The sequence below is a fragment of the Bacillus sp. RIT 809 genome (assembly GCF_016892495.1).
Lineage (GTDB): Bacteria > Bacillota > Bacilli > Bacillales > Bacillaceae_G > Bacillus_A > Bacillus_A cereus_U.
In genome coordinates this window covers 127,225-153,690 of record NZ_JAFEMR010000015.1, presented here as the reverse complement: position 1 = coordinate 153,690, position 26,466 = coordinate 127,225, and the positions used below count along the sequence as shown (strand labels likewise).

The following is a 26,466-nucleotide window of genomic DNA, read 5'->3' as shown; positions in this document are numbered from 1 at the left end:
TATTACAAAAGGATGTTCTTAACGATGATATGAATTATTTATTAAAGTAGGATGAATATTTTATATTTACTAGATTATTAAATTAACTTGGGGGAGAATATATGAAAGTTATTTTTAAGAGAGAAGGCGGAGGGAAAATTTTTGAATCATCTAATGAAAATATAAGCGTTCTATTAGCTGTATTAAAGGAAACAAAAGGGATAAAGATTGGGATGGTTGAGTATGAAGTATTAGAATATAAACTGGAATACTATCGAAATCCGAAAAAAACAGAAACAGAGAGAGAATTACATATTATTATGCAACCTAAACTTATTCAATAAAGAAAGTGAAATATTAATCAATTTGAGTTTTGTTCGTTCTCACTGATTATTAGCCCGCAAATAGCGGGATAAATGGTAGTAATTGTCGATATGTATGAAACTTATGAGGAATGAATGGTTTTACATCATAAGTTTCTAAAGATTTGTGCGTTCGTTCATAATCAAAGTATATGCTTTTGTTGAAGGATGGTTAATGAGATGTAGCTGAAATTTGTATTCCAGAAAGAACGTTAGTTAGGATAGAAAAGTAAAATTAGAAATATAATTAGTTCAATAAAAGCGATTTCACATTAGGTGGAGTCGCTTTTATTGTTGCTACACGTATTCTATGATGCGATAGGAAGTGCAAAGAAAGTTCATTAATTAAAAGGAGTAATCAATCAGTATGAATAAACTTCATAGATTAAGGTTGCATTTTGTTTGAAAAATTTACATGTTGTACTTCCTAAAGAACATTCGTTCGTGTATAATTAGAACTAACGTTCTTTTTGGGTGGAGAGACCTACAAATTCATAAATGGTTTTGAATTGGAAAACTACGCTACATATTAAATAAGAGATGGATAAAGTGTATTTAGAAGTGAAATTTATGAATGGATAGATGTAGAAAATTGAGGAGTAAAGAAAATGAATTATGTAAAGGTACAGGAAAAAGGAAGAGAGTGGGTTCCATTTACAGTAATGTCGGAACAATTATTAAGTATGAGAAAAATTATTGGAGAGAAATTAAAAGTCCAAAGGCCACTAATAACGAATGAAGCGAAAGAAAGTATTTCAGACAAATTATTAACTTCATTATTGTCTGAAAAAGAGATGTTAGTGACCTATTTTGAAGAAGGATACATACTTACGAGTTATATGACAGTGGTTCATATAAATCCAATTCAACAAATTGTAAAATGTACAGATGCATTTTATAAAACATATATATTTGCTGCAAGGGACATAATTGATGTAACTTAAAAGAAGCTGAATTTTGAAGTTTAGCTTCTTTAATTTATCTAGCTATTTGCGGGCAGTTAGATTTACGCCTCAAAATTCGGCTGTGAGTCAGGCTGCCTGTAAAAATCTAATTTTTTTGAAGAGGTGAAGAACTAAATGAAAAAGCAGCTAGATGCAAGCTAGCTGCTTAGTCCCAGGGAAAGGGAGAAAAAGATTGGCACTCAAAAAATCGACGATAGCTGTGTATCAGCCTGAGTATAGTATAGACAAATTTTAAAATGTTATACAAAGATGATTACCGATCTGGTTAGGCCGTACCAACTTGGTTTTGATCTGCTAGATCAGAATCAAATGTATTAGTCGCGCTAACCCCACTAAAAGTGTTCACTACGAAACCAACGTTAGATGCGCCAGATCCGTTATAAGCTTTCGTATTCTCTTTTGGAGAAACGTTGTAGAAATCACCTAAGTTGAAAGATCCGTTACTATTTTGTACAACTAAATTCCCTACAACTGAGGGCATAATTTTCACCTGCTTTATAAGTAATTGTTTGCATTACTATATGAAGGTATAGTCTAATTGGTTCATTTGACAAATATTCCGGAATAGAAAAATGTTTGAAGCTTTGTTTAATCAATCGAGCAAAAAGTATGTTAAAATTAACGAAGAGTTGAATTTTAAAAAGAATAAATTTGCATAATTAATATATACGGAATTAAAGGAGGCAAAATGTAATGGATAATGTTATAAAAACAGTGGATTTAACAGATGCAGAATCAAGTAAACTTGTTGCTTTTATTTATAGTAATGATGTTACTTTGATCGAAAAAGCATTTTGTCCTAATGAAATAAAATTAAAGTTTAATGAAATAGCAATTTTATCGGCAATTAAAACCGCATATATTACGAAAGTATCTATAAGGAAAGAACTTGAAGCGATTTTTCACGATACAGGCGTTTTATTAGTGAAGCAAAATGTTGAAAGGAATAGTATTCAATCTATAACAATGCATTTTGAGCAATTTAAAAAGTTGCAAAATGAGATTGAGAATTTAAATAAAAGTATGCTATAAGACTAGGTGGAAATTCTTTGATAGAGATGGGCTCTGTTAAGTTGCAAAAGTGGATTGAAAAGTATTTAGATAAATCGAACCATAAACATAAATATTTCATTAAGGTGTAGCCTATATTTATCGATGAGAGAAATGTAGGAGAGAAAAGGTACAATTTAAAAATAATAACGATACAAACAAAAGAGTAACTATTATGGTTACTCTTTTTGTTTGTTAATATGTAATATCAAAAATACTTCTAAAGTATGAAATGAATTGATACTTAAGTGAGAAGTTGAATAAGAATAAAAAGAGTAATATTAATTGAAAGGAGGAGATGCAGTTGGAACGAAACGACATTGGGAAACTTGTAATTATTACTGGAGTAACGCAAGGGTTAGGACGTGCAATGGTTGATAGGTTTCATGAATTGGGATGGAAAATAGCAGGGTGTGGACGCTCAAAAAATAAAATTGAAGAGCTTAATAAATATTACGGTGCTTCACATGATTTTCAAATAATTGATGTTTCAAATCATCACCAAGTTAGTAAATGGGCAAGTCGTATTCTTAATAGGTATAGGGCTCCCGATATGTTAATAAATAATGCATCGATTGTTAATCAAAATGCACCGCTATGGAAAGTTACCGCTCAAGAATTTGAAAGTGTAATGAGTGTAAATGTGAACGGGGTAGTAAATGTTATTAGGGCGTTCGTCCCGGCGATGATAGCTAGGAAAGAAGGAATTATTATTAATATGAGCTCTAGTTGGGGAAGAGAAGGCGAGGCTGAACTTGCGCCATATTGTGCTTCGAAGTTTGCTATTGAAGGTATCACGCAGTCTATGGCAATGGAACTGCCAAATGGCATGGCCGTAGTTGCTTTAGATCCAGGTGGAAGTATTAGCACTCCAATGCTTCATTTATGTGCACCTCAATATGTAAAAGAATCTCCTACACCTGAAATGTGGTCACATAAAGCAATTCATTATATATTAAATATATCAATAGATAAAAACGGAGATTCATTGACATGTCCGGTATGCATTTAATCTTCAGATAGGTATTAAATGTTATATTCACAGATTTGAAGGACAAGCATATATTGAAGTATGTAGGAAGCATCTGCAAATTATACATTCATCGAGAAACTCCTTGTCAAAAAGAGCGCCTGAAAGGTGCTCTTTTTTATTATTAGTACATTATGTGATGCACAAAATTACATATGAAAAATAAAATAATGAATTAAAGGTGATATTTGTTTATTTCGAATGTACTAGAAAATTATAATATAGGTGATGGGAAATGAACCTACGCGATTTAGAATTGACAGGGGCATGGTTTCAAGTAGGAGGAAATCTTATAGCAGCTATTGGAACAACTAGAGGGTTTGCAGGAGAAGAAAAGATTGAGTCGGATCTTGTTATTGTAGGGAGTTCATTACAAGCCCTAGGATATATATTACAAATTATAGCAACTATTGATGTGAAAGATGAAGATAAATGTGAGAAGCAAGATGTAACTATAGATAATAAAAATAAAGCGCTAGCGAAAACGGGGATTGAGTTATTAGCTTTAGGTAATATTTCTAATGTAATAGGGACGTATTTTAATCTAAATGAACAAATAAAAGAAAATGATTTCCTTATAATTACTGGAAATAGTTTACAATCAATTGGAGCTTTTTTAGGAGTAGAAGTAGCATTGAATGAGATAAGTGGAATACAGTGGATTATTGTATTAGGGAATTCAATGCAAAGTTTAGGTGCAGGATTACAAGCATATGAAGGTATTCACAATATATCAAAAGAAGAAAAGGGAAATGAAGACAGTAATATATATAGAGAAAATCAACGTATAATAGGGCTAATAGGTATTTGGATACAGGCAATAGGTACTGTAATTTCAGCAATTGGATTAACTGAAATAGTAGAGGAACAACGATTGGAATCTAAGAAAAGGCAATGAAATACTCATTTAAATGAAGTTTGGAGTATTTCAATTTTAGAAATAGGACAAGATTGATGTGATAATTCTTTTTGTAGGCTGTTTCATATAGGTGTAGAATATACATATAAACGAACAGGTGAAAATAGCTTGTTAACGTTAGTGAGAGGCTCCTCATTTAGTTATACTATTATATGTGATTTTTGTAATGATGAGTTCTTACATACGCTTTTAGAAATAACATGATTTCATAGGTTTGATAGTGTAGGAGATGGATGGGTAAGAATTGAAAAATAAACAGTAAGGAGTTTTTCAGACATGATGTACTTATTAGCAATTCTACTTCCGCCGGTAGCTGTTTTATTTTGCGGAAAGCCGTTTCAAGCGATTATTAATTTCATTTTAACCTTAATTTTTTGGGTTCCAGGAGCGATACACGCAGTTCTTGTCGTACATGATAAAAAAGCCGACAGGCGACTTAAAAGACAAGTTCAGGCGTACGATGAAATTAATAAAAGAAATAGAAGGTAAATTGCGAGTGGAAACATACAAAAAAGAAAGGGGATTTGATTCGCCTTTCTTTTTTGTATGCCAATCAAGTTTAAATTTTAGTATAGCGGTAAGAATTTTTAATATAAGTATTATGATAATAACTTTTAGAGTGTGCGTTTAATAAACCGGTGTAAATGCTTTCTGGCACGTTAAAGAAATCATACAAACCATTCTTTAGTTGAATACGTAAAATCATAGAAAAAGGATTATAGCCAACAGCAACTATATTTTTTGAGATAACGGGAGATAGCTTCATCATTACGCAACTCCTTACTTTTTATTTTAGATGGTTTCTTGTAGATAAGGGGATTGTCGTGTTGAAATCCTAATAATTAAAGAGGTATTATATTTATATGCGATATATCAAATGTTCTTTATACGTAATTATAAGGAAGTTCACACGAAGTACATATTGTTGTGCTATTTTTATTTCACCTTTGATTTATAAATAAGAAAATATTGACCATTTGAAAAAAAGGTATATTATTTATACGAGGTATTAAAAATACACTTCTTACATTCTATGCTTTAAGGGGCAGCATTATTAGAAAAAATAGAAGTGAAAATAGTTTGTATAAGAAGTATTCTAAAATGTATAATCTGTGAATTGGGAAAATATTGAATGATCCAGGTCAATACACTTTCTTGACTGAATGTATCGGTGAGAGTGATCTCAATATTTTTAAGTAAATCAACGGGAGAATTGAAAGGCAGGAGAAAGTAACATGTCAGAAAATTATCGTTCTCGAGAGGAGCGAAGACAAGTTCAAAAGAAAAAACAGCCAGCTTCTAAAAAAACAAACCCAAAAGGTAAAACATCGTTTTTCCGTAAATTTTTAATTAGCTGTTTACTACTTGGTATTGTAGGTTTAGTGGCAGGGGTGGCTACCTTTTTCGTTATGATAAAGGACGCGCCGAAACTTGAGAAAACAAAACTTGTTAATCCGTTATCCTCAAAAATTTATGATAAAGACGGGAATTTGGTATATGAATATGGGAAAGAAAAGCGGACGAATGTTACGTATGATCAAATTCCTAAATTGGTAGAAAATGCATTTTTAGCAACAGAAGATGCACGTTTTTATGAGCATAGCGGAGTAGACTTCAAAGGGACTACACGTGCAGTTTTAGTTAGTCTTAAAGGAGATTATGGCTCTCAAGGTGGAAGTACGATAACGCAGCAAGTTATTAAAAACTACTTCTTATCGATGGAAAAAACGTCAAAGCGTAAGGTTCAGGAAATATATTTAGCGTATAAGCTAGAACAACAGTATTCAAAACATGAAATATTAGAGATGTATTTAAATAAAATTAATTTAGGTAACCGTTCATATGGAATCGCAACAGCAGCACAAAACTACTACGGTAAGGAATTAAAAGATTTAACTTTACCAGAAGTTGCGATGCTTGCCGGTTTACCGAAAGCGCCGAATAACTATGACCCAACGAAAAAAGAAAATGTTCAAAGGGCAACAGAAAGAAGAAATACTGTACTAGGGTTAATGAATCGACATGGCTATATAACAAAACAAGAAATGGAAGAAGCATCGAAAGTTGACGTAACAAAGGGTCTTAAGCCTGCAACAGAACTACAAACAATGCCATATCCTGCATTTATGGATGCGGTTGTGAAAGAAGTAGAAAAAGAACTACCAGATGCTAATATTGGTTCTGACGGTTTAGAAATTTATACAACATTGGATTCGAAAGCACAGAAATTGGCTGATAATATTTTAAATACAAATATTATTGATTATCCAAATGATAATTTCCAAGGCGCTTTCACATTTATGGATACGAAAACAGGAGAAGTTCGTGCTATAGGCAGTGGTCGTGGTGAAAATAAAGCAGTATTTAAAGGACATAATATGGCGATTGAATTAGATCGTGCAGCTGGCTCGACAATGAAGCCAATCTTTGATTACGCTCCAGCTATTGAATATTTAAAATGGGCTACGTACCATCAAATTGATGACTCTCCATTTAAGTATTCAACGGGGCAAGAAGTTCGAAATGCAGACAGAAGTTATTCAGGCCCAATTTCAATGCGTGAAGCATTAAAAATGTCGCGTAATATTCCGGCAATTAAAACTGCAAAAGAAGTGGGAATTAGTAAATCGAAAGACTTCTCTGAGAAATTAGGTATTACATTTAATACAGCACCGACAGAATCTACAGCGATTGGGACAAACGAAGTATCACCAACTGAAATAGCGGGTGCTTATGCGGCATTTGGTAATGATGGTAAGTATACAAAGCCGCATTTTGTTAAGAAAGTAGTTTATCCAGACGGCAAGTCACAAAGTTTTGGACAAAAACCAAAATCAGTTATGGCGGATTCTACAGCATATATGATTACTGATATGCTTCGTTCTGTAGTTACATCAGGTACTGGTACATCGGCAAATGTGGCCTCTTTAGATGTAGCTGGTAAAACAGGTACAACTAACTATTCTTCAAAACAACTAGCACAATATGGAATTCCAGAAAGTGCAACTCGTGATAGTTGGTTTGCAGGATATACACCGCAATATACGATGGCAGTATGGACTGGGTATATGAAAGATGGTAAAAATGAGTATATTAGTAGTAAAAATACGAAAATTGCACAGTTGATCTTTAAAGAAATGATGAGCGAGATGGCTACAGATAAATCACGCTTTAAAATGCCAAGTAGTGTTATTCAAGAAGGTAGTGAGTTACGTATAAAAGGTGAAAAACGTGATTCATCTCCAAATACGAGCGTACCTAATACAACTGAGCAACCAAAACAAGACCAACAGCAAAAAACTGAAGAAGAGAAAAAGCAAGAAGAATTAAAGAAACAGGAAGAGCAAAAGAAACAAGAAGAGCAAAAGAAGCAAGAAGAGCAAAAGAAACAAGATGAACAGAATAAGCAAAATGAACAAAACAATGGAAATGGTCAAGGAACTCCAAATCAACCGAACAATGGAAATGGTCAAGGAACTCCAAATCAACCGAACAATGGAAATGGTCAAGGAACTCCAACACCACCAACTACAGGAGGTGGCCAAGGAACTCCAAATCCACCAACCACTGGAGGTGGTCAAGGAACTCCAACACCACCAACTACTGGAGGTGGTCAAGGAACTCCAACACCACCAACTACAGGAGATGGCCAAGGAACTCCAACACCACCAACTACTGGAGGTGGTCAAGGGGATTCAACGCCACCAACTACTGGTGGGAACACAGGAGAGGCTCCTTCCAATAATGGACAATAAATAATGCATTTAAAAAGCACCAAGGATACCGGGAAAAACGGTTTCTTTGGTGCTTTTTGTATTATAAAGAGTAATATTATTTTTAAATGTTAAAAGTACCATAGAAATTTTGAAAGTAAATTGACGGGAAATGATAAAAAATTTGAGTTGGAGGTATTGGATAACTAGGGCTATAAAAAGTAGCGCTACTAGGATGTGTACCATGATGCCAAAATGAAGGGGTGACTTGGTCAGTCGATTGATATTGTTGCCAAGCGGCAGGAAGTTCGATACCAACATCAGAACTAGCTGTATGAACGGCAGGAACATGTATTGAGGGAACTGATGGGACAACGGCAGTTATTCTTGGTGATACCCACATGAAGACGATCACTCCTAAGTTACAATGATAAAGTAGTATATTCTTTTAATACGTATAAAGATACATATAGATAGGACTTTCGGTTGAAACATACGTACAAAGTCGTAAGACCAATGTGAATTGATGGTGGACCATTTATTACGAAAAGATACGTCTATTAGCGGAGGGCAAGGGAACATGAAAAATATACAATTGATGTGTTGATTGCAATATTTTACGTGTTTATGGAGGAATTTTAATGGAACGATTATGGACGAAATCATTTATTCAAATGACTATCGCGATGTTATTTTTATTTACAGGGTTTTATTTACTAGTTCCAACGCTACCGCTCTTTATTAAAGAGATTGGTGGAAATGAATCACAAGTTGGACTGATGATGGGAATGTTTACAATAGCGGCAGTTGTAATACGACCGATTATTGGAGGAATGTTAGATCAATATGGTAGAAGATCTTTTATTATTTTCGGACTCATATTTTTTGGGCTAACGATGTATTCGTATAATTTAGCATCGACTATTGTTCTTTTAGCTGTTTTACGCGTTATTCACGGAGTGACGTGGGCTGTTTCTACAACAGCAGTTGGAACAGCGATAACTGATATTATTCCAGATTCACGTCGTGGTGAAGGAATGGGCTGGTATGGCATGGCGATGACAATCGCGATGGCAATTGGCCCGATGATTGGATTATGGGTTGTACAAAATTATTCATTTCATGGCCTATTCTTATTAGCAACTCTTTTATCCTTTATGGCAGTCGTATTATCGTTAATAACGAAAATGCCATTTACGCCACAAAAAGAAAAAGGGAAAATCCAGCTATTTGAAAAATCTGTTTTATCAATTACAATTGTTATTTTCTTTTTATCGTTTGCATACGGAGGCATAACAACATTTTTACCGTTATTTGCGTCATCAATTGATGTGAATCCTGGGACATTCTTTCTTGTATATGCAATTGCTTTAACAATTGTACGTCCGATTTCAGGAAAACTATTAGATAAATACGGAGAAGTATTTATCATACTCCCGGCACTATGTATTACCATTTTAGCTATAGTTGTATTAACTATTTCAAATAGTTTAATGGGTATAATTATCGCAGCGGTATTATACGGTGTTGGATTCGGTTCAGCACAGCCCGCTTTACAAGCAGCGATGCTGACAATTGTTGATCCTAGTAAAAGAGGAGTTGCTAACGCTTCATTCTTTACCGCATTTGATTTAGGTATTGGATTAGGTGCGATTTTACTTGGAGTTGTTTCACAAATGTTTGGTTACCGTATTTTATTTGCTGGTAGTGCAATTTCTGGATTAATAGCTTTAATTCTTTTCGTTGTTTTTGTAAAACAACGATTAGGCAAAAAAGATTTTGCGTAAACAGGAAGAGCGAAGATGAAAATTTCAATTGAACATGATGCTCTACGATGGTTTAAGGAAGAATTGCGTATAAAGTATGATGAATCGATTTGATTTATCCCGCTATTTGTGGGCAGTAAGACTCCCACCTCAAAATTCGGCTGGAGCCAAGAAGTTAGGTAGGGGCCCTGCTACCCGTAAACGCCCGATTGGTGTGGGCTAATAATCAGTGGGGGATGAAACCCCCCCCCACTGATTAAAGTTTCACTTTATTGTAAGGTACGGAGGAAATAGCGCAATTCATCCAGGATATTCTTTAGGAATTGTTTCTGAGAAACCATTTCGGGAAATAGTGTCAGTTGAGAAAGACGGTATTTTATTTTTATAGATTTTGATAATCTTTGGTACTTTCAAAACTATGATTTAGTTGTAAGTTATCGTAAAGGAACGGAAGAAATTTAATTTAATTATGTAAAATAATAATTTTATTAAAAATAAATAAATTTTATATAAGAATTATATTTTTGGGAATATGAAATAAATATTATAAAAAACGAGCTGTGCATGAATGCAGCTCGTTTTTTTATATTTGTTAAAGAAAAAGAGATTAAAGGTGTATTTAGTGGGATTATATGGATAATTGCTATATTTCGTTTTAGAAAATTGTAAAAGGATGTCTGTCCTTTCTTTATAAAAGATGAAAGTTATTTTTGGAAAATTGTATTATTACATCGGTAAAAGTATAGGAAACTTATCATTATAAAATAAATTGAAATCTTCTAAAAACTCTGATACATTGAAATAGAGAAATGTAGTTTCACAGTATTGTAAAGGCTTACAGTTATGTGCACGAAGATCTATTAGGATTGGAGGAAATAATGATGAAAGCTGAAGAAAAATTTTCCCCGGGATTAGATGGTGTAGTAGCAGCGGAGACGAAAATTTCGTTTCTTGACACAGTAAAAGGTGAAATTGTAATTCAAGGGTATGATTTAATCGAACTCTCAAAAACAAAAGAGTATTTAGACATTGTGCATCTTTTATTAGAAGAACAGCTACCGAATGAGGATGAAAAAGCAACAATTGAAAAGAAATTAAAAGAAGAATATGCAGTGCCAGAAGGTGTATTTAATGTGCTAAAGGCATTGCCTAAAGAAACGCATCCTATGGATGGGTTACGTACAGGTGTGTCAGCATTAGCTGGTTACGATAGTGATATCGAAAACCGCTCGTTAGAAGTGAATAAAAGTCGAGGGTACAAGCTTTTAAGTAAAGTGCCAAATATCGTAGCGAATAGCTATCATATTTTAAATAATGAGGAGCCAATTCAGCCCCTTGAGGAATTGTCATATAGTGCGAATTTCTTCTATATGTTAACTGGTAAAAAACCAACTGAACTTGAGGAAAAGATCTTTGATCGTTCCCTTGTTTTATATAGTGAACATGAAATGCCAAACTCTACATTTACAGCTCGCGTAATTGCATCAACACAATCGGATTTATACGGTGCTCTTACAGGTGCAGTTGCATCTTTAAAAGGAAGCTTACATGGTGGTGCAAATGAAGCGGTTATGTACATGCTTTTAGAAGCTGGCAATGTTGAGAAATTTGAAGAACTATTACAGAAGAAACTTTATAATAAAGAAAAAATTATGGGCTTTGGACATCGCGTATATATGAAGAAGATAGATCCAAGAGCACTTATGATGAAGGAAGCTTTAAAACAGCTTTGTGATGTAAAAGGCGATTATACACTATATGAAATGTGTGAAGCTGGAGAGAAGATTATGGAGAAGGAAAAAGGTATTTATCCGAATCTTGATTACTATGCTGCTCCAGTATATTGGATGCTTGGTATTCCAATTCAACTTTACACACCAATCTTCTTTAGTTCTAGAACAGTAGGGTTATGTGCACACGTAATTGAGCAACATGCGAACAATCGTTTGTTCCGTCCACGTGTAAATTATATTGGCGAGCGACATGCATTTAGTAAATAAAAACAACTGGGGAGTTGTTAGCGCCGCCCGCCAGATGGGTGTTTGACCGACACCCATCATTAATAATAACGAATTTTCGACAGAAAGGGAAGAATAGTATGATTAAAACAAATGAAATTAAACAAAAAGATGCATTATTAGAAGAAATTACGGATTATGTATTAAATAAAGAGGTTACAAGTGCAGAAGCATTCAGCACTGCTCGCTACGTATTACTTGATACACTTGGATGCGGAATTTTAGCGCTACAATATCCAGAGTGTACAAAATTATTAGGACCAGTTGTACCAGGAACAATCGTGCCAAATGGTACACGCGTACCAGGTACGTCATATGTACTTGATCCAGTAAAAGGCGCATTTAATATCGGATGTATGATCCGTTGGTTAGACTATAACGATACTTGGCTTGCCGCAGAATGGGGACATCCATCTGATAACTTAGGCGGAATTTTAGCAGTAGCAGATTATATTAGCCGTGTTCGTATGTCAGAAGGAAAAGAACCATTAAAAGTACGTGAAGTACTAGAAATGATGATTAAAGCACATGAAATTCAAGGTGTACTTGCTTTAGAAAACAGCTTAAACCGTGTTGGTCTTGACCATGTATTATACGTAAAAGTAGCAACAACTGCGGTAGTTGCGAAAATGCTTGGCGGAACGCGTGAAGAAATCTTTAATGCATTATCACATGCGTGGATTGATAATTCTAGTCTTCGTACATATCGTCATGCTCCAAATACTGGTTCACGTAAATCATGGGCAGCAGGAGATGCGACGAGCCGCGGTGTTCATCTTGCAATGACTGCTCTAAAAGGTGAAATGGGTTACCCAACAGCATTATCTGCGCCAGGATGGGGATTCCAAGATGTATTATTTAATAAGCAGGAATTAAAATTAGCAAGACCACTAGAATCTTATGTAATGGAAAATGTATTATTCAAAGTGTCATTCCCAGCAGAGTTCCATGCACAAACAGCTGCAGAATGTGCTGTGAAATTATATCCTGAAATTAAAGAAAGATTAGAAGAAATTGATCGTATTACAATTACAACTCATGAATCAGCAATTCGTATTATCGATAAAGAGGGACCATTAAATAACCCAGCTGATCGCGATCATTGCTTACAATACATTACGGCAATTGGTTTATTAAAAGGAGATATCGTTGCGGATGATTATGAGGATGTAGCAGCGAATGATCCACGTGTAGATGAATTACGTAATAAGATGGTTGTTGTTGAAAACAAACAGTACAGTTTAGATTACCTTGATCCGAACAAGCGCTCAATCGCCAACGCTGTTCAAGTTCATTTTAAAGATGGTACTGTAACAGAAAATGTGGAATGTGAATACCCACTTGGCCACCGTTTCCGTAGAGACGAAGCGATTCCAAAAGTTGTTCGAAAATTCACTGCAAATATGGCAGGTCATTATTCTAGTAAGCAACAAGAAAAAATTCATGAAGTTTGTCTAAATGAAGAAAAACTAGAAAATATGAATGTAAACGAATTTGTAGATCTATTCTTAATTTAATAATAGGGGGAATTTAGAATGGCTTGGGTTGTGAATAAACAGTCAACACAAGAGGAGCTTGCGAATCGCTTCCGAACTTTAGTAGAAGCAAATGAAATTTTACAAATTCCAGGTGCTCATGATGCAATGGCGGCTCTTGTTGCGAAAAATACAGGTTTTTCAGCTATTTATTTATCGGGAGCTGCTTATACTGCAAGTAAAGGGCTACCAGATTTAGGAATCGTGACGTCTACTGAAGTAGCAGAGAGAGCAAGGGATCTAGTAAGAGCTACAGATTTACCAGTTCTTGTTGACATTGATACAGGATTTGGCGGAGTACTAAACGTAGCGAGAACAGCTGTAGAAATGGTGGAAGCGAAAGTTGCGGCTGTTCAGATTGAAGATCAACAATTACCAAAGAAATGTGGACATTTAAATGGTAAGAAACTTGTTACTACAGAAGAATTAGTTCAAAAAATTAAAGCGATTAAAGAAGTTGAGCCAAGTTTATATATTGTAGCACGCACAGATGCTCGCGGCGTGGAAGGATTAGATGCAGCGATTGAAAGAGCGAACGCATATGTAAAAGCAGGGGCAGATGCAATATTCCCAGAAGCGCTTCAATCAGAAGAGGAGTTCCGTCTATTTAATAGTAAAGTAAATGCCCCTTTATTAGCGAATATGACCGAATTCGGTAAAACTCCATATTATAGTGCAGAGGAATTTGCAAATATGGGCTTCCAAATGGTTATTTATCCTGTAACTTCACTTCGCGTTGCAGCGAAAGCGTATGAGAATGTATTTACTTTAATTAAGGAAACAGGTTCTCAAAAAGATGCACTTTCTAATATGCAAACGAGAAGTGAGTTATATGAAACAATTTCATATCATGACTTTGAAGAGTTAGATACTGGAATTGCAAAAACCGTATTATCTGAAGATCAATAGGTAGAACAACTAAGGCGATGAGAATACATCTTTGGCAAAACGAACTGCTTGATGTGAAAATTCATCGCCTTCTGTTTTCAATAATAAGATATTCCACTCATCGTAGACGAGCATATGCAAAAAGCAATGAAGGCCGAAATGATAGGGGGATTCAGATGGAGAAAACGAAGTTACCATGGGATGAATTTTTTTCACTCAATAAAGATGTGAATAATACTTTCTTTACACCAGAAGATTTTTCAGGGGATGAAGATTTAATTGCAAAAACGACAGAACAATTCGTTAAACAAGAAATTGTCCCACAAATTGAGAATATTGAACAACATAACTATAAAGTTTCTCGTCAATTATTTGAGAAAGCTGGGGAACTTGGATTATTAGGCATTGAGGTACCAGAAGATTATGGTGGATTCGAGTTAGGAAAGGCTGTCTCAGGTCTTGTAGCAGAGAAAATGGGTTACGCTGGTGCATTTAGCGTTTCTTTTAATATACACGCCGGTGTAGGTACATTGCCTTACATATATTACGGAACGAAAGAACAGAAAGAAAAATATTTACCGAAAATCGCATCGGGAGAATGGATTGGGGCTTATGCTTTAACTGAGCCAAATGCTGGTTCTGATGCATTAAGTGCAAAAACGAGTGCAGTATTGAATGAAGAGGGTACTGCTTGGAAGTTGAATGGTGAGAAGCAGTGGATTACAAATGCTCATATGGCAGATGTATACGTTGTTTTTGCGAAGACAAATAAAGGAATGACAGCGTTTATTGTCGAAAGAACATGTGAAGGTGTATCAATAGGATTAGAAGAAAAGAAGATGGGGATTAAAGGTTCTTCAACAGCGACGCTTATTTTAGAAGATGTTGTCATCCCCGCTGAAAATGTTTTAGGGAAAGTTGGGAAAGGGCATCACGTAGCTCTTAATATTCTTAACTTCGCGAGACTAAAACTTGCTTTTGGAAATATTGGAACAGCAAAACAAGCAATTGGTTTGTCAGTTCAATATGGAAAGGAACGAAAGCAGTTCCAAACAGAATTAGTAGATTTTACGATGATTCAAGAGAAAATTGCAAATATGATTATTTCTACATATGGAGCAGAAAGTGCAGCTTACCGTACAGCGGGTGTAATTGATGAAGCAATTCATGAGAGTGATGAAGATCTTATGAAAAAAATGTCCCAATTTGCAATTGAATGTGCACTGAATAAAGTAAATGCTTCTGAAACACTTGGCAATATTGTAGATGAGGCTGTACAAATTCATGGTGGATACGGTTATATGCAAGAATACGAAGTAGAACGTTTATATCGTGATGCTAGAATTAGCCGTATTTTTGAAGGAACGAACGAAATTAATAGATTAACAGTTGCTAAAATGTTAATGAAACAATTTGAGCAAATTGAAGATCATGTAGTAGAAAGTGATATATCAAATGTAGAAAGAAACCATCGTTACATTTTATTATCGAAAAAATTGTTGAAACAATCTTTGAAAACGCTCTCTAAAACTCCGGACTTAAAAATTGATCAGGAGCAAGAATATTCACGTGTACTATCAAATATGTTGACGGACGTGTACGTCATGGAATCAGCATTTTTACGTACGAGGAAAGCAGTTAGTAAAAATGGTGAGGAAAAAGAGCGTACGAAGCAAATGATAACAGATGTTATTTGTGAAGAAGGATATCGTAAAGTAGAAGAAGCTTCGATTTCCATTCTTTCAGCAGCTGTCACAGAAGAACAAAATAGACAAGAAATATTAGCTGAAATCCGTCAATTATTAGTGCCTTTATACTCGAACTTATTTACGAAAAAGAGAGACATTGCGAAAGTTATTATAAATCGCGGGAAATATATTGTGTAAATAGGAGGAAAGCGATATGAAAAAGATTGGTTTTATCGGTTTAGGTAACATGGGTCTTCCAATGTCTAAAAATTTAGTTAAATCGGGCTACACAGTATATGGAGTGGACTTGAATAAAGAGGCTGAAGCTTCCTTTGAAAAAGAAGGAGGAATTATCGGCTTATCAATCTCAAAACTAGCAGAGACATGCGATGTGATTTTTACAAGTTTACCTTCACCTCGTGCTGTGGAAGCGGTATATTTTGGGGAAGAAGGATTATTTGAAAATAGCCATTCGAATGTAGCTTTAATTGATACAAGTACAGTATCTCCACAATTAAACAAACAATTAGAGGAATCGGCGAAGGAAAAGAAAGTAGACTTTTTAGCAGCACCTGTTAGTGGCGGGGTAATTGGTGCAGAAAACCGTACATTAACGTTTATGGTTGGTGGATCGAAAGAAGTATATGAAAAAACTGAATCTGTCATGGAAGTACTTGGAGCGAATGTTTTCCATGTTAGTGAGCAGATTGATAGCGGTACAACTGTTAAATTAATTAACAATCTATTAATTGGTTTTTATACAGCTGGTGTGAGTGAAGCTTTAACATTAGCGAAAAAGAACAATATGGATTTAGATAAAATGTTTGATATTTTAAATGTAAGTTACGGTCAAAGTAGAATTTATGAGCGTAATTATAAAAGTTTTATTGCATCAGAAAATTATGAGCCTGGCTTTACTGTAAATTTATTGAAGAAAGATTTAGGATTTGCGGTAGAGTTAGCTAAAGAAAGTGAACTTCACTTACCAGTAAGTGAGATGCTATTAAACGTATATGAAGAAGCGAGTGAGGCAGGATATGGTGAAAACGATATGGCTGCTTTATATAAGAAAGTTAGCGAACAATTAATTTCTAATCAAAAATAGTGCACATATAAAAACCATGATAAAAAAGGAGAGAATATAATGATTACAACTGAAATTAAACGCGTGAAAAATCATATTAATGGCGAATGGGTAGAATCTACTGGTACTGAAGTAGAAGCGGTTCCGAATCCGGCAACTGGAAAAATCATCGCTTACGTTCCACTTTCTCCAAAAGAAGATGTTGAAAAAGCTGTTGAAGCGGCAAAAGCGGCATACGAAACATGGTCTAAAGTGCCAGTTCCAAATCGTTCAAGACAACTATACAAATATCTACAACTGTTACAAGAAAATAAAGATGAGCTTGCAAAAATCATTACGCTAGAAAACGGTAAAACGCTAACGGATGCAACTGGTGAAGTACAGCGTGGTATTGAAGCGGTAGAACTTGCAACATCAGCACCAAATTTAATGATGGGACAAGCTCTTCCGAATATTGCTAGTGGAATTGATGGATCGATTTGGCGCTACCCAATCGGAGTTGTTGCTGGTATTACCCCGTTTAACTTCCCGATGATGATTCCGTTATGGATGTTCCCACTTGCAATTGCTTGCGGTAATACATTCGTATTAAAAACATCTGAAAGAACACCACTTTTAGCTGAGCGACTTGTAGAGTTATTCTATGAAGCTGGTTTTCCAAAAGGGGTATTAAATTTAGTACAAGGCGGAAAAGATGTTGTAAATAGTATTTTAGAAAATAAAGATATTCAAGCAGTTTCGTTTGTTGGCTCTGAGCCAGTGGCACGCTATGTATATGAAACTGGTACAAAAAATGGTAAACGTGTACAAGCGTTAGCAGGTGCGAAAAACCATGCGGTTGTTATGCCAGATTGCAACCTTGAGAAAACAGTACAAGGTGTAATTGGGTCTGCGTTTGCAAGTAGTGGAGAGCGCTGCATGGCATGTTCAGTAGTAGCAGTAGTTGATGAAATTGCTGATGAATTCATTGATGTATTAGTAGCAGAAACGAAGAAGTTAAAAGTAGGTGACGGTTTCAACGAAGATAATTATGTTGGACCATTAATCCGTGAATCTCATAAAGAACGTGTTTTAGGCTATATTAATAGTGGTGTAGCAGATGGAGCAACTTTACTAGTAGATGGCCGTAAAATCAATGAAGAAGTTGGAGAAGGTTACTTTGTTGGTGCAACAATCTTCGATGGCGTAAATCAAGAGATGAAAATTTGGCAAGATGAAATTTTCGCTCCGGTATTAAGTATTGTAAGAGTTAAAGATTTAGAAGAAGGTATCAAACTGACAAATCAATCTAAATTTGCAAATGGTGCGGTTATTTATACATCAAATGGTAAGCATGCACAAACATTCCGTGATAACATCGATGCTGGTATGATCGGTGTAAACGTAAACGTTCCAGCACCAATGGCATTCTTCGCATTTGCAGGAAACAAAGCTTCATTCTTTGGGGATCTTGGTACAAATGGTACGGATGGCGTTCAATTTTATACACGCAAAAAAGTTGTAACTGAGCGCTGGTTTTAATGAAGTGAAATGATAATGAGTGGGGTGCATTCCCACTCATTATAAAAATAATACAAACGAAAATACACTACTCATAATGGAGTAGTGTATTTTCGTTTGTATTGTGTTAACTATTTCTTTCAAAGGCCAATTTAATACCAAACCCAATTAAGACGATTCCTGTAATTCCTTGAATATAACGCTGTGTCTTCGGTTTTTTCATAAAAGCACTAATTTTATCAATTAAAAATATATAAAAAGCAAACCAAATGACTGTTAAAATGAGATAAGTAAGTCCCATAACGAGAAGTTGTATAAATGTATTATGATTTGGATTTAAAAACTGTGGTAAAAAAGTTAAAAAGAAGACTGCAATCTTAGGGTTTAGTAAATTTGTAAGAAACCCTTGGCGAAAGCAAGAAGTATGTTTATTGTCATTATTTATTGGAACGTCATTTGTATTTAAGTCTCCGGTGTTTCTTACTGCTAAAAGGGCTTTAATACCAATATAGACTAAATATACGGCACCAACATATTTAAAAATAGAAAATAAAAGAGCAGACTTTACAATAAGTGCCGAAAGACCAATTACAGCAGCTAAAGTGTGAATTAAAAGTGCAACACAAGTACCAAAAACAGTTTTTACGCCGCCGATTTTGCCAGCAACCAATGTGTTTTTCGTAGCCATTGCTGTATCAGGACCGGGTAGAATAATAAGACATATAGACATAATAATAAACAGAAAAAAATTTTCCATGATGTTATCCGCCTTCCTTTGTTGTTTTTAGAAAATTCGATTAACGTTAGTTTAACATACATTTTAGTTAAATAAAATTAAATTATATTTAAAATTATTTAACTAAAAAGAAGAGGCCATATAGAGTAGCTGAGAGTGAGCTACAATATATGACCTCTTTGTTTAGGCGTTAAGTAAGTTAAAGAATCGATTTACATCTTCTTCTGAAACATCACTTAAGTGTTTATATTTATAATTTGGATTTTGGTCTTTATCAACTACAACGGAGCGTACTCCTTCAAAGAAATCTTCATGTCGCATGAAATTTTTAGCGAGTATAAGATCTGTCGCAAAACATTCTTCAACTGACTTTTCTTGGCCATCGATAAACTGTTTTAATGTTACCTTTAATGAAACAGGGGATTTTGATAATAACTGTTCTTTCGTTGTTTGGGCAAATGGACTTTGATTTTTCTCTAAAGATTGAATGATTCCTTCAATTGTATCGAATGCAAAATGCGAATTAATTTCTTCTAATAAAGAAGAAAGATTGCCATCTAAGTTTGGAGCGGTTGCAAATGTACGAATAACTTCTTTTAACTGAGTATGTACATCTTCTTTTTTCCAATTTACATTTTCAAGTTCGGTAAGGAAATTTGGTAATGAATCTGATGTCATAAAGTAATCAGCAGCGTTAATATATAATACATCAGGAGCTTTTAAAATGGATGCTGTTAAAGCAACATATCGGCCAGTATATCCAGGCGCTTTATTTAAGAAATAAGCAGCACCGACATCAGGGAAGAAACCGATGTTCATTTCAGGCATTGCCCACTTCGTACGCTCTGTTACAATTCGATACGTAGCTCCATTTGTCAGACCGACACCACCGCCCATTACGATTCCATCTAAACAAGCGATAATTGGTTTTTTGTATTGATAAATAAATGTATCAATTTCATATTCTTCTTCAAAAAACTGCTCTGCATGTTGTAATGCAACTTCGTTAGAACGTGCTTCGTATAGCGTTTTAATATCACCACCTGCACAAAAACCTTTCGTCCCAGCTCCTTTTAAAACGATGAGTTCAATACGCTCATCTTGCTCCCATTCTTTAAGTTTTTGCCCAATTGGCTGTAACATGTCATAGGATAAAGAATTAAGTGCTTTTGGACGGTTTAAAGTAATAGATGCAACGCCGTTTTCGCTAACAGAAAATAAAACGTGTTCAGTCATTATAAATCCTCCCTTACATATCTTCCTATTCTTATTTCTTGATACATGCTGAAATGTCCTCTATAATTTTTGTCTAAATTAGGTGTTTAGTGTTATTATTTATCGCATATTTTGACGAGTTATATTTGCAGGATTTCAGAGGATGAAGAGGAATATTACAACATTACTGTAAGTGCTATTATTTGAAAATGTTGTGTTGAAGGCGCTATTATATGTATAACTTATATTGAGTTAGTATACGTGGCGTAACAATACACTAAGAGTGGATGTAGAAAAGGTTAAAAGGCTGAATTATCTAACTTTTAAAGAGCGTGGGGTTTGTATATAATTAGAAATAGAGAAAGGAGAGATCGGAATGCCAGGACCTTTACTATTGTCGGTTATTATTTTGTCATCTCTTATGGTAGGAATTACACAGTATTTTCATCATACAGATACGACAGAAGAAGTGAAGGCTAAGGTACGTCTCGTGTTTCCGATTTTTATAATATCTATTTCCATATGTTTTTTATTAAATAAAGATGGGTATGTTGTGGCCGTATTCGCTTTTTTTGTAGCGCTTGTCTTAATAACTGTATTGTACTACGTTATGAAAGAGTACTTACAAAAATAAGGATGCCTGAATGGCATTTTTATTTTTGTAGATTGATAATTTCACATACCGTATTTTATGTAAAAAAACATAAAATATTTATAATTAAAAAAGTATATACATCGCGGTGTATTTACTTGTCAATCTTGCATGACCACTATACTATTAATATGTAGAGATTAAAAAAAAGGGGTTGTATCTAGCATGAAATTTGAGATGCACACAAAAATTATTTCAAATGAAAAAGAAGTAAGATTACATATAGAAGATAATTTATTTCAATTAATTTTAGATGGTTATCATCTATTTACTATTCAAGAAATATTGCCTTTATATAAATCAAACGAAGAAAGAATCGGTAGTGCAATTGTCCAAAAGTTAGAATGGGAGAACGGAAAAACTACACTAAACTATCAGCTTGTTTCACTACAATCAGTAAACTAAAAGGAGAAGGGTAATATGAAGTTTTTTCATACAGCGGATTGGCATTTAGGTAAGCTTGTTCATGGTGTATATATGACTGAAGATCAAAAAATTGTGTTAGATCAGTTTGTACAAGCTGTTGAAGAAGAAAAACCGGATGCTGTAATTATTGCAGGAGATTTATATGACCGAGCAATTCCACCTACAGAAGCAGTAGACTTATTAAATGATGTATTACAAAAGATAGTTATTGATTTACAAACACCAGTAATCGCAGTTGCAGGAAACCACGATAGTCCAGACCGCATACATTTTGGTAGTAATTTAATGAAAAAACAAGGATTACATATAGTTGGACAATTCCAGTTTCCATACAATCCTGTTGTTTTAAATGATGAATACGGAGAGGTTCATTTTCATCTAGTTCCGTATGCAGACCCAAGTATTGTTAGACATATTTTAAGAAACGAAGATGTTCGTTCTCATGATGATGCAATGCGTATTTTTATGAATGAACTTTCTGAAACGATGGATAAAGAAGCGAGACATGTATTTGTAGGACATGCGTTTGTAACTTCTTCGGGAGAGGCAGAGGAAAATACAAGTGATGCGGAACGACCACTTTCAATTGGTGGTGCTGAATATGTAAATAGCCATTATTTTGATAAGTTTCATTACACGGCGCTTGGCCATTTACATCAAGCGCATTTTGTACGTAATGAGACAATTCGTTATTCAGGTTCGCCACTTGCATATTCTATCTCTGAAGAAAAACATAAAAAAGGATACTATATTGTGGAACTGGATGAAAAAGGTGAAACAACAATTGAAAAACGTTTACTTACACCGCGTCGTAAAATGCGTACAGTAGAAGCAAAAATAGACGATTTATTGCATCATCCAGTAAATGAAGATTATGTATTTGTGAAATTATTAGATGAAAATCCTGTCTTGCAGCCAATGGAAAAAATACGTTCTGTATATCCAAATGCAATGCATGTTGAAAGATCTATTCAAAGACGAGAGTTCACAGATGAAAATGAAGTAACTGTTTCAAGACATAAAACAGATGATTTATCTCTTTTAAAAGCTTTTTATAAAGAAATGAAAGGGATAGAGTTATCAGAAGAGAAAGAACGTCTATTTTTAGATGTTTTGCAAACAGTGCAAGAACGGGAAGGTGAGCGAGGATGAGACCGATTCAGCTTATAATGACCGCATTTGGTCCATATAAACAGAAAGAAGTAATCGATTTTAAAGATCTTGGTGAGCATCGTATTTTCGCTATTTCTGGAAATACAGGAGCTGGAAAGACAACGATTTTTGATGCGATTTGTTATGTGTTATATGGAGAGGCTAGTGGAGAAGAGCGCAGTGATACAAACATGCTTCGTAGCCAATTTGCTGATGATGATGTTTATACAAGTGTGGAATTAACTTTTCAATTAAAAGGGAAAAGTTATGAAATTAAACGACAACTGGGCCATAAAAAACAAGGAAATAAAACAATTACAGGACATGCAGTCGAATTATATGAAGTAATTGATGAGGAAAAAGTTCCATGTGTCGATCGTTTTCATGTAACGGATGTAAATAAAAAAGTTGAAGATTTAATTGGATTAAGTAAACATCAATTTAGCCAAATTGTCATGTTACCGCAAGGAGAGTTCCGAAAATTATTAACATCTGAAACGGAAAATAAAGAAGAAATACTACGCCGCATTTTTAAAACAGATCGTTATAAATTAATGCGTGAGATATTAGATCAAAAGCGTAAACAATGGAAAGACGTCTTACAAGAAAAACAAAAAGAACGTGAGCTATATTTCCGTAATGTATTTAAATTACCAATACGTAATGGGGCATTATTAGAGACATTAGTGGAGCAAGAGCATGTAAATACACATCAAGTAGTAGAGGCATTAGAACAAGAAACAATTTGGTACAATGCAGAGGTTGAGCAATTACACGTAGAACAAAATGACAAAACGAAACAATTAAAAGAAGCAGAGGCACGTTTTCATGCAGCAAAAGCTGTAAATGAGAAATTCAAAGATTTAGAACAAAAGAATGAGAAGTACAGTACTTTACAAGAAAACCGTGCCATAATCGAAATGAAAGAAAAATCTTTTAAACATGCGGAACAGGCGAAGCGATTATTACCATTTGAGCAATGGTATGAGGAAGCGATGCAACATGAACAGCAGTCTGAAAGTTTGTTAAAACAGATAATCGCAAAAAAAGAACATATAATGAACAGTTTTGCACTTGCTCAGGAGAAATATGAAGCATTAAAGAATAAGGCATCCGAGCGAGAAAATGCTAAAAAACAAGTTCAAAGACTAGAAGAGTTAAAACCAATTATTGCATCATTAGCTGAGAAAAAGTTAAATTTGCAAAATGCTGAGATTCAAATAGGAAAATTAAAAGAAGGTATGCAAAAGTTAGATGAACAACTAGAAGCGCATACAAATGAAAAACAAAGAATGTCTGGCGAATTACAGCAATTAGAAGTAGCGCTTGAACAATATGTAGCTAAAGTAGAAGAACTAACGAATATGCGAGAAGATGCAAAAGTATTAAAGCAGGCATATGATGTATGGCAAGAAAAACAAAAATACGAGCAAGAAAAAGAAATTGCATTTCATAAGATGCAACTGGCAGTTAGTGCGTATGAAGATATGGAACGCCGCTGGTTAAGTGAGCAAGCTGGTATATTAGCTCTTCATTTACATGATGGTGAATCTTGTCCAGTATGTGGTAGTATGGATCACCCGAAAAAAGCTACAGAGCAAAGTAATGCCATTGATGAAAAAGAGTTAAATGGGCTAAGAGAAAAGAAAAACGTTGCGGAAAAATCACATGTTCAATTAGAAGAAAAGTGGAATTTTTATCGAGTTCAATATGAACAAGTGATAGAAGAAGTGCTAAAGCGAGGGTATCGCGCAGAAGAATTAGTAGAAACATATAGGGCGCTCGTTCAAAAAGGAAAGCAATTAGCAGCAGATGTTAATGCGTTAAAAGCAAGTGAAGAAACGCGTAAGCAAATTGCTGTGAATATAAAAAGCGTAGAAGAAAAAGTAGAAGAACTCCAGAAACAAAAGCGTGAAGTAGAAACAATGCAGCACCGTACTGAAATGGAGTGTATGCAGCTTCGTACGTCATATGAACATGATAAGCAAAATATTCCGGAAAGCTTGCAAACGGTACAAGCTTGGAAAGTACAGTTTGACCAAGCTCTGCAAGAACTCAGGTTCATGGAAGATGAATGGGAGAAAGTACAAGAAGCGTATCAACATTGGCAAAATGAAAATATACGTATTCAAGCAGAACATGATAGTGCTTCTAATCAATTTAATAGTGCAAAAGAGAAGAAAGAAGAGACTTTCACACGCTTTATGAAAGAGCTAGAACAAAGCGGATTTACAGATCAATTAACATATACAGAATCCAAATTAAATGGTGCTGAGATGGATAAGTTACAACAAGAAATCCGAAGTTATTACTCATCTCTAGAAGTACTTACAAAACAAATTGAAGAATTAAAGGCAGAATTAAAAGATAAAGAGTATATGGACATTTCTTCATTAGATGAGCAAGTGAAAGAATTGGAAATTCACCTTGATATTATTAAAGAAAAACGACAACGTGCTCAAAATGCCGTATCATATATTACGGATTTACATGAAAATATTAAACGAATTGATGAACAAATTCATGAGGAAGAAAAAGCATTCCAAGAACTTGTTGATTTATATGAAGTAATGAAAGGGGATAACGATAGTCGTATATCCTTTGAACGTTACATTTTAATTGAGTATTTAGAACAAATTGTTCAAATTGCGAACGAACGACTACGTAAATTATCAAATGGACAATTTTATTTAAAACGAAGCGAACGAGTTGAAAAGAGGAATCGACAAAGTGGATTAGGCTTAGATGTATACGATGCATATACAGGTCAAACCCGAGATGTAAAAACATTATCTGGCGGTGAAAAATTTAACGCATCACTTTGCTTAGCGCTTGGAATGGCAGATGTAATTCAAGCGTATGAGGGTGGTATTTCCATCGAAACGATGTTTATCGATGAAGGATTCGGCTCATTAGATGAAGAGTCATTAACGAAAGCAGTTGACGCCCTAATCGACTTGCAAAAATCAGGCCGATTTATCGGCGTAATTTCACACGTTCAAGAACTGAAAAACGCAATGCCGGCTGTATTAGAAGTAACGAAGCAGAAGGATGGGTGTAGTCAGACGCGGTTTGTGGTGAAATAAGCTTGTCAAATTGAAAGTATCTATCATTATTTTGAACATTGTACCAAATCGGTATAACGTTTTTTCAATAAAGTGCAAATGAATTTAATAATGTTTTTATATAAAGCCGTCTCTATAGTAGAGGCGGCATTTGTATTATATAAAGGAATGAACGATGCAATTATGAATCATTTGAAGAAGGTGGCGTATTTGCCAAACGGTTATAACTTTTAAAGGCTGAAATTGCAGATATAACACCACCTGTTAAAAATAAAGCTGAACCACCAACTAAAATAATACGACTGACATATGTTTCACGAGCTTCTTCAACTTGTTCTTGTGACGGCGTTGGCATATAAATTCCCCCTCAATAAGAATGTGTTTTGCAATAGTATATACAAATGCCTAACATGTGTTAAAAACGCTGGATAGTTATAGGTAGAATCATCTAGTTGTTTTTAGTTTTGTAATAAAAAGTTATAGAAAGTTAAATGAATTCTATAGTATCCAAAAGCGTTTCAATTATTTGAAAATCTTCATCCTAAATTTATGCTAACTTCACATACAGCACATATTAAGATTGTATTATGTATATGTACCAAATAAATAAAATAAATAGAATTTCTATTTTTAATGAAATAAAATCCTATTATTTCTATATGAGGGTCTTAATTGGGGATTGTGGTTTTCTTTAGAAATGGATTTAAATAAAAAGGAATCAAT

Annotated in this window: 24 protein-coding genes and 1 pseudogene; 19 read left to right on the top strand and 6 right to left on the bottom strand. The window is 34.5% G+C overall.

Annotated elements, in window-relative coordinates:
• Positions 1 to 101: 101 nt before the first annotated feature.
• Together JTF23_RS17500 and JTF23_RS17495 are read left to right on the top strand one after the other, a co-directional pair.
• On the top strand, positions 102 to 323 hold the full coding sequence (locus JTF23_RS17500) for a hypothetical protein (RefSeq protein ID WP_002157948.1): 222 nt from the start codon (positions 102 to 104) through the stop codon (positions 321 to 323).
• 626 nt (positions 324 to 949) lie between these two features.
• Positions 950 to 1,285, top strand: coding sequence for a YolD-like family protein (locus JTF23_RS17495; RefSeq protein ID WP_002012722.1), 336 nt, complete (start codon positions 950 to 952; stop codon positions 1,283 to 1,285).
• A 286-nt stretch (positions 1,286 to 1,571) separates the two neighbouring features.
• Here JTF23_RS17495 and gerPF read toward each other — a convergent pair whose 3' ends face one another.
• Entirely contained in the window at positions 1,572 to 1,787 is a 216-nt protein-coding gene (gerPF, locus tag JTF23_RS17490) for a spore germination protein GerPF (RefSeq protein ID WP_001141569.1), read from the bottom strand.
• 212 nt (positions 1,788 to 1,999) lie between these two features.
• On the opposite strand from gerPF, the gene JTF23_RS17485 reads away from it, so the two are divergent.
• The 4 genes from JTF23_RS17485 (at position 2,000) to JTF23_RS17470 (ending at position 4,794) form a co-directional block, all read left to right on the top strand.
• Positions 2,000 to 2,338, top strand: a complete 339-nt coding sequence (locus JTF23_RS17485; RefSeq protein WP_002012726.1) for a hypothetical protein — start codon at positions 2,000 to 2,002, stop codon at positions 2,336 to 2,338.
• 322 nt (positions 2,339 to 2,660) lie between these two features.
• On the top strand, positions 2,661 to 3,368 hold the full coding sequence (locus tag JTF23_RS17480) for an SDR family oxidoreductase (protein ID WP_002202101.1): 708 nt from the start codon (positions 2,661 to 2,663) through the stop codon (positions 3,366 to 3,368).
• Between the two features lie 253 nt (positions 3,369 to 3,621).
• Positions 3,622 to 4,284 (top strand): DUF6944 family repetitive protein, encoded by a 663-nt coding sequence (locus tag JTF23_RS17475; protein ID WP_204209284.1) that lies wholly within the window; start codon positions 3,622 to 3,624, stop codon positions 4,282 to 4,284.
• 297 nt (positions 4,285 to 4,581) lie between these two features.
• Positions 4,582 to 4,794, top strand: coding sequence for a YqaE/Pmp3 family membrane protein (locus tag JTF23_RS17470; RefSeq protein WP_002065263.1), 213 nt, complete (start codon positions 4,582 to 4,584; stop codon positions 4,792 to 4,794).
• 70 nt (positions 4,795 to 4,864) lie between these two features.
• Here the strand turns inward: JTF23_RS17470 and JTF23_RS17465 are convergent, their stop codons facing one another.
• Positions 4,865 to 5,074, bottom strand: coding sequence for a KTSC domain-containing protein (locus tag JTF23_RS17465; protein ID WP_002200586.1), 210 nt, complete (start codon positions 5,072 to 5,074; stop codon positions 4,865 to 4,867).
• 466 nt (positions 5,075 to 5,540) lie between these two features.
• Between JTF23_RS17465 and JTF23_RS17460 the strand changes: the two genes are divergently transcribed.
• Positions 5,541 to 8,060, top strand: coding sequence for a transglycosylase domain-containing protein (locus JTF23_RS17460; RefSeq protein WP_204209283.1), 2,520 nt, complete (start codon positions 5,541 to 5,543; stop codon positions 8,058 to 8,060).
• An 82-nt stretch (positions 8,061 to 8,142) separates the two neighbouring features.
• Here the strand turns inward: JTF23_RS17460 and JTF23_RS17455 are convergent, their stop codons facing one another.
• On the bottom strand, positions 8,143 to 8,421 hold the full coding sequence (locus tag JTF23_RS17455) for a hypothetical protein (RefSeq protein ID WP_098988114.1): 279 nt from the start codon (positions 8,419 to 8,421) through the stop codon (positions 8,143 to 8,145).
• A gap of 238 nt (positions 8,422 to 8,659) precedes the next feature.
• On the opposite strand from JTF23_RS17455, the gene JTF23_RS17450 reads away from it, so the two are divergent.
• The 8 genes and pseudogenes from JTF23_RS17450 to JTF23_RS17415 all read left to right on the top strand — a co-directional run bounded on the left by JTF23_RS17450 (position 8,660) and on the right by JTF23_RS17415 (position 18,518).
• Positions 8,660 to 9,805, top strand: coding sequence for an MFS transporter (locus JTF23_RS17450; protein ID WP_204209282.1), 1,146 nt, complete (start codon positions 8,660 to 8,662; stop codon positions 9,803 to 9,805).
• A 247-nt stretch (positions 9,806 to 10,052) separates the two neighbouring features.
• Positions 10,053 to 10,246, top strand: a pseudogene (locus JTF23_RS17445) (HesB/YadR/YfhF family protein); the annotation flags it as partial.
• Between the two features lie 416 nt (positions 10,247 to 10,662).
• Positions 10,663 to 11,784, top strand: a complete 1,122-nt coding sequence (gene mmgD, locus JTF23_RS17440; RefSeq protein ID WP_078174214.1) for a citrate synthase — start codon at positions 10,663 to 10,665, stop codon at positions 11,782 to 11,784.
• A gap of 98 nt (positions 11,785 to 11,882) precedes the next feature.
• Positions 11,883 to 13,319, top strand: coding sequence for a 2-methylcitrate dehydratase (prpD, locus tag JTF23_RS17435; RefSeq protein ID WP_204209281.1), 1,437 nt, complete (start codon positions 11,883 to 11,885; stop codon positions 13,317 to 13,319).
• A gap of 18 nt (positions 13,320 to 13,337) precedes the next feature.
• Positions 13,338 to 14,246 (top strand): methylisocitrate lyase, encoded by a 909-nt coding sequence (gene prpB / locus JTF23_RS17430; RefSeq protein ID WP_204209280.1) that lies wholly within the window; start codon positions 13,338 to 13,340, stop codon positions 14,244 to 14,246.
• Between the two features lie 155 nt (positions 14,247 to 14,401).
• On the top strand, positions 14,402 to 16,111 hold the full coding sequence (locus tag JTF23_RS17425) for an acyl-CoA dehydrogenase family protein (protein ID WP_204209279.1): 1,710 nt from the start codon (positions 14,402 to 14,404) through the stop codon (positions 16,109 to 16,111).
• A gap of 16 nt (positions 16,112 to 16,127) precedes the next feature.
• Positions 16,128 to 17,018 (top strand): NAD(P)-dependent oxidoreductase, encoded by an 891-nt coding sequence (locus JTF23_RS17420; protein WP_016104779.1) that lies wholly within the window; start codon positions 16,128 to 16,130, stop codon positions 17,016 to 17,018.
• A gap of 39 nt (positions 17,019 to 17,057) precedes the next feature.
• A complete protein-coding gene (locus tag JTF23_RS17415; protein ID WP_002157930.1) occupies positions 17,058 to 18,518 on the top strand; it encodes a CoA-acylating methylmalonate-semialdehyde dehydrogenase in 1,461 nt (486 codons plus the stop codon).
• 106 nt (positions 18,519 to 18,624) lie between these two features.
• Here JTF23_RS17415 and JTF23_RS17410 read toward each other — a convergent pair whose 3' ends face one another.
• On the bottom strand, positions 18,625 to 19,257 hold the full coding sequence (locus tag JTF23_RS17410; protein ID WP_087945885.1) for a LysE family translocator: 633 nt from the start codon (positions 19,255 to 19,257) through the stop codon (positions 18,625 to 18,627).
• 159 nt (positions 19,258 to 19,416) lie between these two features.
• On the bottom strand, positions 19,417 to 20,469 hold the full coding sequence (locus JTF23_RS17405; RefSeq protein ID WP_204209278.1) for an enoyl-CoA hydratase/isomerase family protein: 1,053 nt from the start codon (positions 20,467 to 20,469) through the stop codon (positions 19,417 to 19,419).
• A 355-nt stretch (positions 20,470 to 20,824) separates the two neighbouring features.
• On the opposite strand from JTF23_RS17405, the gene JTF23_RS17400 reads away from it, so the two are divergent.
• The 4 genes from JTF23_RS17400 (at position 20,825) to JTF23_RS17385 (ending at position 25,764) form a co-directional block, all read left to right on the top strand.
• Positions 20,825 to 21,082: a hypothetical protein gene (locus tag JTF23_RS17400; protein ID WP_002157927.1), complete on the top strand. Its 258-nt coding sequence runs from the start codon at positions 20,825 to 20,827 to the stop codon at positions 21,080 to 21,082.
• Positions 21,083 to 21,265: 183 nt separating this feature from the next.
• Positions 21,266 to 21,505, top strand: a complete 240-nt coding sequence (locus JTF23_RS17395) for a DUF2584 family protein (RefSeq protein ID WP_002085739.1) — start codon at positions 21,266 to 21,268, stop codon at positions 21,503 to 21,505.
• A gap of 15 nt (positions 21,506 to 21,520) precedes the next feature.
• Positions 21,521 to 22,678, top strand: coding sequence for an exonuclease SbcCD subunit D (locus tag JTF23_RS17390; protein ID WP_002157925.1), 1,158 nt, complete (start codon positions 21,521 to 21,523; stop codon positions 22,676 to 22,678).
• Positions 22,675 to 25,764 carry an AAA family ATPase gene (locus tag JTF23_RS17385; RefSeq protein ID WP_204209277.1) on the top strand — a complete coding sequence of 1,030 codons (3,090 nt, stop codon included), beginning with the start codon at positions 22,675 to 22,677 and terminating at the stop codon, positions 25,762 to 25,764. The genes JTF23_RS17390 and JTF23_RS17385 overlap by 4 nt, the downstream gene beginning before the upstream one ends.
• A gap of 160 nt (positions 25,765 to 25,924) precedes the next feature.
• Here the strand turns inward: JTF23_RS17385 and JTF23_RS17380 are convergent, their stop codons facing one another.
• On the bottom strand, positions 25,925 to 26,098 hold the full coding sequence (locus JTF23_RS17380) for a hypothetical protein (RefSeq protein WP_002157923.1): 174 nt from the start codon (positions 26,096 to 26,098) through the stop codon (positions 25,925 to 25,927).
• Between the last annotated feature and the right edge of the window lie 368 nt (positions 26,099 to 26,466).